Source organism: Pseudomonas sp. TE3552 (assembly GCF_056278945.1).
Genome location: NZ_JBWBQJ010000001.1, coordinates 1,629,499 through 1,641,378, shown reverse-complemented (window position 1 = coordinate 1,641,378; position 11,880 = coordinate 1,629,499). Strand labels below are relative to the sequence as shown.

11 protein-coding genes are annotated in these 11,880 nt (G+C 61.3%); 3 read left to right on the top strand and 8 right to left on the bottom strand.

All coding sequences use genetic code 11. The features are described from left to right. Positions 1-48 precede the first annotated feature (48 nt). The 3 genes from pcaG to pcaQ form a co-directional block, all read right to left on the bottom strand. Positions 49-654 carry a protocatechuate 3,4-dioxygenase subunit alpha gene (gene pcaG, locus ACZ9BB_RS07265; protein WP_476213162.1) on the bottom strand — a complete coding sequence of 202 codons (606 nt, stop codon included), beginning with the start codon at positions 652-654 and terminating at the stop codon, positions 49-51. Positions 655-665: 11 nt separating this feature from the next. Further along, on the bottom strand, positions 666-1,385 hold the full coding sequence (gene pcaH, locus ACZ9BB_RS07260; protein WP_476213161.1) for a protocatechuate 3,4-dioxygenase subunit beta: 720 nt from the start codon (positions 1,383-1,385) through the stop codon (positions 666-668). 103 nt (positions 1,386-1,488) lie between these two features. After that, positions 1,489-2,418, bottom strand: a complete 930-nt coding sequence (gene pcaQ / locus ACZ9BB_RS07255) for a pca operon transcription factor PcaQ (protein ID WP_476218231.1) — start codon at positions 2,416-2,418, stop codon at positions 1,489-1,491. A gap of 247 nt (positions 2,419-2,665) precedes the next feature. On the opposite strand from pcaQ, the gene ACZ9BB_RS07250 reads away from it, so the two are divergent. Further along, positions 2,666-3,712: a Rieske 2Fe-2S domain-containing protein gene (locus tag ACZ9BB_RS07250; RefSeq protein WP_476213160.1), complete on the top strand. Its 1,047-nt coding sequence runs from the start codon at positions 2,666-2,668 to the stop codon at positions 3,710-3,712. Continuing rightward, positions 3,709-4,659, top strand: coding sequence for a PDR/VanB family oxidoreductase (locus tag ACZ9BB_RS07245; RefSeq protein WP_476213159.1), 951 nt, complete (start codon positions 3,709-3,711; stop codon positions 4,657-4,659). Before ACZ9BB_RS07250 ends, ACZ9BB_RS07245 begins: the two co-directional genes overlap by 4 nt. 10 nt (positions 4,660-4,669) lie before the next feature. On the opposite strand, the gene ACZ9BB_RS07240 is transcribed toward ACZ9BB_RS07245, so the two are convergent. From ACZ9BB_RS07240 to ACZ9BB_RS07220, 5 genes are all read right to left on the bottom strand, one after another. After that, positions 4,670-5,383, bottom strand: a complete 714-nt coding sequence (locus ACZ9BB_RS07240; protein WP_476213158.1) for a GntR family transcriptional regulator — start codon at positions 5,381-5,383, stop codon at positions 4,670-4,672. Between the two features lie 93 nt (positions 5,384-5,476). Continuing rightward, positions 5,477-6,718 (bottom strand): thiolase family protein, encoded by a 1,242-nt coding sequence (locus ACZ9BB_RS07235; RefSeq protein WP_476213157.1) that lies wholly within the window; start codon positions 6,716-6,718, stop codon positions 5,477-5,479. Then, positions 6,715-8,598, bottom strand: coding sequence for a feruloyl-CoA synthase (locus ACZ9BB_RS07230; protein WP_476213156.1), 1,884 nt, complete (start codon positions 8,596-8,598; stop codon positions 6,715-6,717). Before ACZ9BB_RS07230 ends, ACZ9BB_RS07235 begins: the two co-directional genes overlap by 4 nt. 156 nt (positions 8,599-8,754) lie before the next feature. Then, on the bottom strand, positions 8,755-10,203 hold the full coding sequence (locus ACZ9BB_RS07225; RefSeq protein WP_476213155.1) for an aldehyde dehydrogenase: 1,449 nt from the start codon (positions 10,201-10,203) through the stop codon (positions 8,755-8,757). Between the two features lie 129 nt (positions 10,204-10,332). Beyond that, a complete protein-coding gene (locus ACZ9BB_RS07220; protein ID WP_007895816.1) occupies positions 10,333-11,163 on the bottom strand; it encodes a p-hydroxycinnamoyl CoA hydratase/lyase in 831 nt (276 codons plus the stop codon). 212 nt (positions 11,164-11,375) lie between these two features. On the opposite strand from ACZ9BB_RS07220, the gene ACZ9BB_RS07215 reads away from it, so the two are divergent. Then, complete coding sequence (locus ACZ9BB_RS07215; RefSeq protein WP_095631958.1) at positions 11,376-11,864, top strand: MarR family winged helix-turn-helix transcriptional regulator; 489 nt, start codon at positions 11,376-11,378, stop codon at positions 11,862-11,864. Positions 11,865-11,880: the final 16 nt, after the last annotated feature.

The window sequence follows — 11,880 nt, the reverse complement described above, 5'->3', positions numbered from 1 at the left end:
GTCTGCATGCTTGGCTCGTTGAACTCACTGACTCGGCACTAAGCGGATTTAAAAATCGAAGAACACCGTTTCACCCTCCCCCTGAATACGTATGTCAAAACGATAAGCCGCCTTGCCATCCACCTCGCAACGTTGCGCTATCAGCGTTTCTCGACGCTGCGGTTGCTCGATCAGATTAAGCACCGGGCACTTCGCGTTGGCTTGTGGCTCATCGGCAAAGTACAGCCGGGTTTGCAGGTGAATATTGATCCCGCGGGCAAACAGCGACACATTGATGTGCGGCGCCATCGGCACCCCGGCGGCATTCTTCACCACGCCAGGCTTGATGGTATTGAGTGTCCACTCCCCTGCATCGAAGGTGGTGGCGGTTCGGCCAAAGCTGTTGAAGGTTTTTTCCGAGTCGAAGACCGGGTCGTAAACCCCTTCATGATCGGCCTGCCAAAACTCCAGAAATGAGTCTCGCACCAGGTGACCGTTGCCGTCATAGACATGACCGATCAACAAAATCTGTTCGCCCTCGGCACCCGGCTTGGCCATCTGATTCCAGATTTCCTCCGGCCGTGTCGGGTTGCCGGCAGCCGCCAGGGCCAGACCGATATGTACGTAAGGGCCGGCTGTTTGCGAAGGGGTTTCGGGTAGCAGTTCGATAGGCATGGACGGACTCCTCAGCAGTTTTCGAAGTGGGTCTTGCGCTGGCCACGCAGCACGATGTCGAAGCGATAGGCCAGGCAATCCATCGGATTGGCATTACCCATGTCGAGCCGGGCGATCAGGCTCTGTACCGCCTCTGGATTGGCGATCGACTTGACGATCGGGCACATCGGGATCAGCGGATCGCCTTCGAAATACAGCTGGGTGATCAGGCGCGTGGCGATCGATGGCCCACTGATAGAGAAGTGGATGTGCGCCGGACGCCACTCATTCGGGCCGTTACGCCATGGGTAAGGACCCGGCTTGATGGTGCGGAAGCTGTAGTAGCCGTCACGGTCGGTCAGAGCCCTGCCGACACCGCCGAAATTCGGGTCCAGTGGTGCCAGGTAGCGATCATTCTTATGCCGGTAGCGACCACCGGCGTTGGCCTGCCACATCTCCACCAGGGTATGTGGGATTGGCTTGCCATATTGATCACAGACCCGGCCGGAAACGATGATCCGCTCGCCCACCGGCAAACCGCCGTTGTTGAAGTTGAGTAGCAAGTCGTTATCGAATCGACCCATTTTCAGATGGGAGAAATCCGGGCCGCTGGCTTCGCTGCCCGACTGGGGAATGCTCACCAAGGCTTGGCGTGGAGAACGGGCGATAGAGGTTTTGTAATCAGGGGTCAGGGCTTTGGGGTGCCAATTACGGTCACGAATAACGAAACGACTGCTGTCTGCATCAGACATGTCGATCTCCTGTTGTTTGATTTATGGAGCACTGCCTGCGCAGTTTCAAACAACAGAAGGCTGGGGAATATTGAAAAGCCACCTTCAATACATAACCAAACGGTTATGGATAAAGCCCTTCGCGATACGCCTGCCCTACCTCGCGCAGCACCTCGTTACACCACTGGGCCGCCAGGGACAAGGGCAAGCTGGCGTTACTGGAAATCCCCACCGAACCACCCGGTTCGCGCTGCCCCAGATTGATCTCAAACAGTTCGCCGCTTGCCAGATCCAGGCGCACTGCATCCAGTGGCGCGATCCAGATCGCCTCGCTGGACAACACATAACGACGGCTCAGGGCCACGGACAAGGTTTCCAGACGCTGCCGCGACTGGCTGATGCCGCATTGCACGAACAGGCTGTCGGCATATTTGCGAATCGTCGTCCCTGCCAGTGGCAGCACCAGCGGGAAATCTTCCAGGGCGCTACGCTCCAGTGGCTCGGCCAGCAAGGGATGATCGGGGCGCACCACCAGCGTCATGGATTCACTGTAAAGATGCTCGAAGGTCAGTCCCTGAATCTCCGGGCTATCGGTCATACGACCGACCACCAGGTCCACGTCACCCACCCGCAACTGCGACAACAAATAGGCGCTTGGCCCGGTCACCACACTCACCACCAGCGCCGAATGGCGCTCGTGCAAGCGCCGTACAACCTCAGGCACCAGCAAGCTTTCCACCGTCGACAACACGCCGAGTCGAACCTTGCCCGCCGCGTATTCGCCACCGCGCAAGGTATTCACCCCATCACGCAGCGCCTGCACCGAAGGCCCGGCATAACGCAAAAAGGCAACCCCGGCTTCGGTCAGGTTGACACCACTTTTACTGCGTATAAACAGGCTTGCCGCCAGCAGCTCCTCCAGCTCCTTGAGCGTCTTCGACATCGCTGGCTGACTCACTGCCAAGGTATCCGCCGCCCGCGCCAGGCTGCCCTGACGAGCCATTTCAAGAAAGCACACGAGGTGACGGAATTTGATGCGGGTGTCGATGTTCACTACAGAGCCCCGTGAAGTTGCCTCGATGGCGTCGAAGCGTTTGCAGGCGATCTTAGCGTGCACTCAATTTCCTGGCGACCGGATGGTGCTGGATTTCAGAGATTCCCGCCGGAACTGATCCGGGAGCGCTCACAAACCGACAATGGATCCACTAAATCATTAACAAGCAGATTTAATTTGACAATACCGCCAATAATCACCGCTAATGGATCCACTAAATAACAACAAACAACCTTGGAGAATCTCCATGTACCCCAAGAACACCTGGTACGTCGCCTGCACGCCCGATGAAATCGCTGGCAAGCCATTGGGCCGTCAGATCTGCGGTGAAAAGATGGTTTTTTACCGCGGCCACGAAGGCAGGGTGGCGGCTGTCGAGGACTTCTGCCCCCATCGCGGCGCACCGCTATCCTTGGGCTATGTGGAGAACGGCAATCTGGTATGCGGCTATCACGGTCTGGTGATGGGGTGCGACGGCAAGACCGTGGAAATGCCCGGGCAGCGGGTTCGCGGCTTCCCGTGCAACAAGACCTTTGCCGTGGTCGAGCGCTATGGTTTTATCTGGGTCTGGCCTGGCGATCAGGCACTAGCCGACCCTGCGCTGATCCATCACCTGGAATGGGCGGTCAGTGACGAGTGGGCCTATGGCGGCGGCCTGTTCCACATCCAGTGCGACTACCGGTTGATGATCGACAACCTGATGGACCTGACTCATGAAACCTACGTTCATGCGTCCAGCATCGGCCAAAAGGAAATCGACGAAGCGCCGCCGGTGACCACGGTCGACGGCGACGAGGTGGTCACTGCCCGCCACATGGAAAACATCATGCCCCCGCCCTTCTGGCGCATGGCTCTGCGCGGCAACAACCTGGCCGACGATGTGCCGGTGGACCGCTGGCAGATCTGCCGCTTCACCCCACCCAGCCATGTGCTGATCGAAGTCGGCGTGGCCCATGCCGGCCATGGCGGTTATCACGCTCCCCGGCAGTTCAAGGCGTCGAGCATCGTCGTCGACTTCATCACGCCGGAAACCGAGACCTCGATCTGGTACTTCTGGGGCATGGCGCGCAATTTCAACCCGCAGGATGAAGCCTTGACCGCGAGCATTCGCGAGGGACAGGGCAAGATTTTCAGCGAGGACCTGGAGATGCTCGAACGCCAGCAACAGAATCTGCTCAGCCATCCCGCGCGCAACTTGCTCAAGCTCAATATCGACGCTGGCGGCGTGCAGTCGCGTCGCGTTCTGGAGCGCCTGATCGCCAAGGAACGGGCCACGCAGGAGTCAATGGCATGATCGAAGTGCTGGTGGTATCGCGCAACAACGAAGCCCAAGACATCTGCAGCTATGAGCTGGCCAGTGTCGATGACCGACCGCTGCCGGCCTTCAGCGCCGGTGCGCATATCGATGTGCACCTGCCCGGCGGCTTGATCCGGCAATATTCCCTGTGCAATCACCCCGAAGAACGCCATCGCTACCTGATCGGCGTGCTCAAGGACCCAACCTCCCGGGGCGGTTCACTGGCCATGCACGAGCAGATCCACCCCGGCACGCGGCTGCCGATCAGTGAACCGCGCAACCTGTTCCCGCTGGTCCATGAGGCCAGGCGCAGTCTGCTGTTTGCGGGCGGTATCGGAATCACGCCGATCCTGTGCATGGCTGAGCGACTGGCCCACAGCGGCGCGGATTTCGAGCTGCATTACTGTGCCCGATCACGGGACCGTGCAGCCTTTGTCGAACGCCTGCAACACTCGCCTTTTGCCGACCGGGTGTTCCTGCATTTCGATCAGGAACCCGACACCGCGCTGGACGCGGCCAAGGTCCTGGCCACGCCACACAATGACGTTCATTTATATGTGTGTGGCCCCGGCGGTTTTATGCAGCATGTGCTGGACACGGCCAAGGCCAAAGGCTGGCAGGAGCAATGCCTGCATCGCGAGTACTTCGCCGCCAACCCCGTCGACACTGGCGCCGATGGCAGTTTCTCGATCAAAGTCGCTAGCAGCGGTCAGGTCTTCGAGGTGCCGGCCGACAAGAGCGTGGTGCAAGTGCTACAAGACCAGGGCATCGAGATCACCATTTCCTGCGAACAGGGCATTTGTGGCACTTGCCTGACTCGGGTTCTGGAGGGCGTGCCGGAACATCGCGACCTGTTCCTCACCGAGGATGAACAGGCTTGCAACGACCAGTTCACCCCTTGCTGCTCGCGCTCGAAAACGCCGCTGCTGGTGCTGGATATCTGATAAACCGCGCTCATTCCGAGCGGAGAATGACCTTCATCCGCTCGTCAGCCTTCGCTGAGCCGAAGACCTCGGCATAGCGCAACGTGGCGTTGGCGTGTTCGCGCATGATCGCTTCGGCACGCGCGCCCTGGCGATTGACCAAGGCATCGAACACCGAATGGTGTTGCATGTGGGCATAGTTGAAGCGTCGGTACTCCCGGACCATGTCGTTGCGGTCCACGGCCAGGGCGGTCACCGAAGCGAAGGGTAAATGATCGTTGCGTGCCAAGGCGTCGGCGATCGCCGGGTTGTGGCTGCCTTCGACGATCACCTCGTGAAAACGCATGTTGAGGTCGTGATAGACCTCTAGGTCTTCTATCGTCACGTACCCTTTGTCGAACAGCTGATCACCCTCCATCAGGCACTGTTCGAGGGTCGCCCGGGCTTCGTCCGAGAGCCCGCGCTCGGCGGTCTGACGCGCTGCCAGGCCTTCGAGTACGCCCCGCACTTCGACCGCACCGGCAACGTCATCGGGGCTGACCGAACGCACCTGAAACCCACGCCCGCCAAAGCGCACCAGCAAACCTTCCTGCTCCAGCGTGCGGAACGCCATGCGCACCGGCATCCGCGAGACGCCAAACAGCTCCGCCGTGGGGATTTCCATCAACCGCTCGCCCGCCGCCAGCTCGCCCGAGGCGATCATCTTGCGCAATGCGACCAGCACCGTTTGACCGGGCTTACTCATCCAGGCAACTTCCAGAAAGGTGGGTCTGCATAGTAACGCAAGACAGTGACGCAAGGATTGGGCTGACTGCAGCAAAGACCTCGGGGTTCTGCTTCAGCCTTGATACGCCGGGTTTTCGATCAGCAGAGCCATGCCCTGCCCGCCACCGACACACGCGGCGGCGATGCCATAGCGCAGATTGCCCTCACGCAATTGCCTGGCCAGGGTCAGCACCAGGCGCAAACCCGTGGCGGCCAAAGGATGTCCCAAAGCAATCGAGCCGCCCCGCCGGTTGAGCCGATCACCGTCCAGTTCAAGCGCCTGGGCCACAGCCAATACCTGAGCGGCCTGGGCCTCATTGATTTCCAGCAAGCCGATGTCACCAAGGGCCAAACCGCTGCGTTGCAGAAGCAGCTGGATGGCTGGCGCAGGCCCTATCCCCATGAATTCCGGTGCCACGCCCACCACGGAACTGGCCAGCAAATGAGCCAACACCGGACGCCGCGCCGCAGAAGCTCGCCCCACCAGCGCGGCCGCCGCGCCATCGACCACCGCGCAACTGTTGCCGGCCGTTTGCACACCGCCGGCATGCACCGCCCGCAATCGGCTCAAGGCGTCCAGATCGGTGGGTCGCGGGTGGCTATCACGCGTGACGCGGTCCACGCCCCGTGGCAACTGGATACTCCGTGGCTGATAGCTGGCCAGTTCGAAGCGCTCATTGCCGAGCGCCACCAGTTCCGGTTCAAACCAGCCATCGGCCTGGGCCTGCAGCGCGAGTTGATGGCTGTCGAGGGCATAGCGATCCACCTCTTCGCGGCTCAGGCCGTGCCGCCGGGCCAGGTTGTCGGCGGTGGTGATCATGTCTACGCCCGGGGCCGGGTCGTAGAGGGCTTCCCAGAGAAAGTCCTTGAATTCCACGCCCGCACCGAGCCGGAAACCGCTGCGGTGGGTATAGGCGGCAATCGGGTTGCGCGACATGGATTCGGCCGCCACGCACAGGGCCAACTGCACGCCGTCATCCAGCTGCCTCGCGGCCTGCCGCAAGAGTTCGAAACCGGTGGCGCAGATGCGCTGCACACCCAGTGCCGGAGTCTCTTGCGGCACGCCACTGTAAAGGCCGATATGCCGAGGCAGCAGGTAAGCATCAAAACTGGCCTGAGCCATGGAGCCGGCCAACACGCTATCGACCAAAGATGGATCGATAGCGGCGCGGGCCAGCACCTCGCGCCCGACCTTGATCCCCAGGTCGATCGGCGAAACCTGGGCCAAGGCCCCGCCGAGATCGACCCAAGGCGTGCGCAGTGCTTCGAAAATGGCTACATCGCCAAAGCTCGAATACTGCCCCGCACCGCTCACGGCAGAGGTCCGGCACGCAGGATGGAAGGTTCTTCGCCGCGATACAGCGCCTCGACCTTGTCGGCGCGCCACTGCAACACAGCGCGCTGATTGATCGAGCCCTTGTCGGTGATTTCACCGCGGTCGATGGAGGCGGGCTCGTCAAGCAGCGCGATCCATTCCAGGCGGCTGGCATTCCCGGTGGCGTCGCGGTTGAGCTGTTGCAGCCAATCGCTGAACCACTGACGCACCGGCGCGCTGGCCAGAACCTCGGCATCGCTGGCGTGGACACTCAAACCGGCCAGACGTCGGCATTCGTAAAGACGGGGAAAGACCAGCGCACCCAGGCACTCACGGTCCGGCGCGGCTACCACCAAGTCCTGAACATAGGGCGAACCTTCGAGCACCGCGCGATTGCGCAACGGGCCGACGCTGACAAACACGCCGGAACTGAGTTTGAAGTCCTCGGCAATGCGCCCGTCGAACATCAGTCCCAGTTGCGGATCACGGGCGTCAGCCAGTTTCAGCGCGTCGCCGGAACAGTAGAAGCCCTGCTCGTCGAACACTTCGGCGGTCTGCTGTGGCGCACGCCAGTAACCCGGCATGATGTGCGGCCCGCGAAAACGCCCCTCCAGCTTGCCGTCCACCGGCACCAGCCGCACTTCGCAACCGGGTGCCGGCAGGCCGATGTAGCCGGCCATGGACAATGGCCCGGTGGTGAACGTGCAGGACGGTGCCGCCTCAGTCATGCCGAGCCCGGCCATCATGCGAATGCGTTCGCCACAATGCTGTTCGGCGACCCGGTCCAGGCGATCCCAAACGCGTTGGGACAAACCGGCGGCGGCGAAAAAGAACAGCTTGATGCGCGAGAAGAAACGTTCACGCAACTCGCTATCCTGTTCCAGCGCGTTGACCAGTTCTTCCCAGCCTTTGGGCACGGTGAGGTACGCGGTGGGCGATATTTCCTTGAGGTTGCGCAGTGTTTCAGCAAACCCCTGGACGGTCGGCTTGCCGTCGTCCAGATAAAAAGTGCCGCCGTTGTACAGCACGATCCCGACGTTGTGGCTGCCGCCGAAGGTGTGATTCCACGGCAGCCAGTCCACCAGCACCGGGGGTTCTTCGCCGAACACCGGAAAAGTCTGCAACAACATCTGCTGGTTGGCGCAGAGCATGCGCTGGGTGGTGATCACTGCCTTGGGCAATTTGGTGGAGCCTGAGGTAAACAGGAACTTGGCGATGCTGTCCGGCCCGGTAGCCGCGAAAGCGCAATCGGCCTCGGCGCTGCCGGGTTGTTCCAGCAGGCTGGCAAAGCTCGCCTGATTGCGGCCAGGAATTTGACCGCGCACGGTGATCAGCGGCGTTTCGGCCGGCAGCACCGCATCGATCGCCCGCTGATAGGCCGCAGCGTCGCTGACGAACACCAGGCCCGGTTGCAGCAGATTGCAGACATGCCGCAGCTTGGCGAAATCCTGGGACAACAGCGAATAGGCAGGAGAAACCGGGCAGTAAGGAATCCCGGCATACATCGCGCCCAAGGCAATCTGTAAATGCTCGATGTCGTTGCCCGAGAGGATCGCCAGCGGTCGTTCGGCCGAAAGCCCATAACTGAGCAGGCGTTGGGCAATGGCGCGGACGCTGGTCAGCATCTCGGCGTAACTCACCCGGCGCCAGTCGCCGCCGTTCTGGCGAGCAGCGATAAAGGTCTGTTGCGGGCGCACATGGGCCCAATGCACCAGGCGATCCAGCAAACGTACAGGCAACCTGGCCAAGGGTTCCAGGGAGCGCATATACAGGATGCCCTGCTCTTCGCTGACCTCGACCGCAGGATGACCGATGGACACCTGGCGATAGCGCGGCGCGTTGGCTTCGATCTGGCGTGTCGATCTGAATTCGGAACTCACGTGCTTGCTCTCCATCAAGGCACGCCACCGGCTCGCAGAAATGCGTTCAACCGGGGCATGGCAGCCAGTGGCTGCAGCCTCTTTATTGTTATGTCTGCCTGCACACGGGCAACGATTGTTCTCAAGCGTTCGCTTGCCCGACGGTGCGGCGGATGCTCAGATCGGGTAGTGCCGCGGGCCGTTCTGCAAGGTCACCCAGCGTAACTGGGTGAAATGCTCGATAGACGCCTTGCCGCCAAAACTGCCATAGCCGCTGGACTTGACCCCGCCGAAGGGCATCTGCGCCTCGTCGTGCACGGTCGGGCCGTTGATATGGCAGATGCCCGACTCGACCCGCTGGGCCAGGGCCAGAGCGCGGCTGGTGTCGCGGCTGAAAATCGCCGCCGACAGACCGAACTCGGAATCGTTGGCCAGGCGCAGCAGTGCTTCATCGCCCTCGCCGCGCAACACCACCGCCACCGGGCCAAAGGATTCTTCGCGGTACAGGCGCATGGCATCGGTGACGCCATCGAGCAACGTCGGCTGCAGAATGCTGCCCGCAAGCTGGCCTCCGGTGACCAGGGTTGCACCCTTGTCGAGGGCATCGTCGATCAGCAGTTTGATCCGTTCGCCAGCGTTGCTGTCCACCAGGGAACCCAGCACCGAACCTTCGGCGTTGGGGTTACCGGCGGGCAAGGTGGCGATCTTCGCCGCCAGTTTGGCGACAAAGGCATCGGCCACCTTGGCATCGACGATCAGGCGCTCGGTGGACATGCAAATCTGCCCCTGATTGAAGAAGGCACCGAAGGCTGCGGCCTCCACAGCTGCATCCAGGTCGGCATCCTCCAGCACCAGGAACGGCGCCTTGCCGCCCAGTTCCAACAACGCCGGTTTGAGATGACGCGCCGACAATTCACCAACGATGCGCCCGACATGGGTCGAGCCGGTGAAGTTGACCCGTCGCACCGCCGGGTTGGCGATCAACCGCTCGACAATCGCCGCGGCATCCTGGGGCGCGTTGCTGATGACGTTCACCACGCCGTCACCGAGGCCGGCGTCCTGCAACACCTGGCCGATCAGCCGGTGCACCGCCGGGCTCAATTCCGACGCCTTGAGCACCACGGTGTTGCCGCAGGCCAACGGCATGGCGATAGCGCGGGTAGCGAGGATGACTGGGGCGTTCCAGGGCGCGATGCCCAGCACCACGCCGCACGGTTGACGCAGGGCCATGGCGAAGCTGCCGGGTACATCGGAGGGAATGACTTCGCCGGTGATCTGGGTGGTCATGGATGCCGCTTCACGCAGCATGTTCGACGCCAGATGCACATTGAAACCGTACCAGTTGGCCATGGCACCGGTCTCGCCGGCTGCCGCGATGAATTCCGCGCTGCGGGCCTGCAACTGCTCGGCCGCACGCAACAACCGGGTGCGTCGTTCATTGGGGGCCAGGGCCGCCCAGGCGGGGAATGCCGCTTTGGCCGCAGCCACCGCGGCGTCGGCATCTTCCAGGGTGGCGGCGGCAACCCGTGACACGACTTCGCCGGTCACCGGATTACGCCGTTCGAAGGTTCGTCCGTCTCGGGCGGGGCACGACTGGCCGCCGATCAGCAGGGGCACGTCCAGCATGGTGATTCCTCTTTATTGTCTTTATCGGGAATACGTTCGTGGGGGCTCACAGTAGCGCCTGGGCGCCGGGGCGAACAGCTGGCGGACGCTCGATCGCCCAGCTAGCTCGCCTAGATCTCAACGCGGGGTTCAGCGTTTGTAAGCCTGCAAACCGGGCTTGATGCTCTTGTCGTCGAGGAACTGCTTCATGCCCTGCTCGCGGCCACCTTCGGTATCCAGCAGGCGCGACTGATCGAGCTTGGCGTACAGGTAGTCTTCGTTCTGCTCCCAAGTGAGTTCGCGGCAACGCTTGAAGCCGTGCTTGGCCGCCCGCAGCACCACCGGGTTTTTTTCCAGCAGGTTACGCGCCAGCTCGATCGTCACTTCACGCAGTTGCGCCAAGGGTACGCTTTCGTTGACCAGGCCCATCTCGGCGGCTTTCTGCCCGCCGAAGGTCTTGCCGGTCATGATGTAGTACAGCGACTGACGATGGCCCACGGTGTCGGCCATGGCTTTGCTCACCAGGTTGCCTGGTGGGATGCCCCAGTTGATTTCCGAGAGGCCGAAAGTCGCTTCATCGGCGCAGATCGCCAAATCGCAGGCCACCAGCGGGCTGAAACCGCCACCGAAGCACCAGCCGTTGACCATGGCGATGGTCGGCTTGGCGTACATGCGCAGCAGTTTCCATTGCCATTGAGAGGCTTCGCGGCGGATTTTTTCCTGAAGAATTTCCGGACCGGCGTCCACTTCGCGGAAGTATTCCTTGAGGTCCATGCCCGCGGTCCAGGCTTCACCCGCCCCCGTCAGCACCAGTACACCGGCGTCTGGATCCTGCTCCAGGGTTTCCAGAACGTCGATCATCTCGCGGTTCAGGGTCGGGCTCATGGCGTTGCGTTTTTCCGGGCGGTTGAGGATGACCCAGGCAATGCCTTCCTCGATTTCCACTTTGACCGTTGTCCAGCGACCTTCGTAATTGCTCATGGCGATGCTCTCTTGTTCTTGGCTTGACGATGGGTAAAAACTAAACCCCAATATTAGTTATGTCAATTAACTATTAATGAAATTAACCGAATATTTTTTGTCCCGAAAACAAGCGCAACGCCCAGATATCTGAAAGAGGTCGTGGCTATCCCCGACCAATCTCGGCAAACTAGATAGTCTTCTTAACCGCCAGCCTGAGGATTCACCCTGCAATGGCCAAGTCTTCCAAGATTGCCGCCGCCCCCGAGGCCCCTGCCGACAGCGCCGAAACCCAGGCGCCGCTGGATTCCGCCCTGGACGATCTGATCGGTTACGCCATGCGCCGGGCGCAGCTGAAACTGTTCCAGAACCTCATTGGCCGGCTCTCGGTCCATGACTTGCGACCGGCGCAGTTCTCGGCCCTGGCGATCATCGACCAGAATCCCGGGCTGATGCAGGCCGACCTGGCCAAGGCCTTGACCATCGAGCCACCGCAAGTGGTGCCGCTGCTGAACAAACTGGAAAGCCGGGCACTGGCGGTGCGGGTGCGCTGCAAACCAGACAAGCGCTCCTACGGGATTTTTCTCAGCAAGACCGGTGAAGCCCTGCTCAAGGAGCTGAAACTGATCGCGGCCGAGAGCGACCTGGATGCAACGTCCAACCTCGACAGCCAGGAACGCGAAGAACTGCTCAGGCTATTAAAAAAGGTCTACCAGGCCTGAAACGCCAACGCCGGCG

Coding starts and splice junctions, on each gene's coding strand:
- pcaG (WP_476213162.1), bottom strand. CDS start 654: ATGCCTATCGAACTGCTACCCGAAACCCCTTCGCAAACAGCCGGCCCT.
- pcaH (WP_476213161.1), bottom strand. CDS start 1,385: ATGTCTGATGCAGACAGCAGTCGTTTCGTTATTCGTGACCGTAATTGG.
- ACZ9BB_RS07250 (WP_476213160.1), top strand. CDS start 2,666: ATGTACCCCAAGAACACCTGGTACGTCGCCTGCACGCCCGATGAAATC.
- ACZ9BB_RS07245 (WP_476213159.1), top strand. CDS start 3,709: ATGATCGAAGTGCTGGTGGTATCGCGCAACAACGAAGCCCAAGACATC.
- ACZ9BB_RS07240 (WP_476213158.1), bottom strand. CDS start 5,383: ATGAGTAAGCCCGGTCAAACGGTGCTGGTCGCATTGCGCAAGATGATC.
- ACZ9BB_RS07225 (WP_476213155.1), bottom strand. CDS start 10,203: ATGCTGGACGTGCCCCTGCTGATCGGCGGCCAGTCGTGCCCCGCCCGA.
- ACZ9BB_RS07220 (WP_007895816.1), bottom strand. CDS start 11,163: ATGAGCAATTACGAAGGTCGCTGGACAACGGTCAAAGTGGAAATCGAG.
- ACZ9BB_RS07215 (WP_095631958.1), top strand. CDS start 11,376: ATGGCCAAGTCTTCCAAGATTGCCGCCGCCCCCGAGGCCCCTGCCGAC.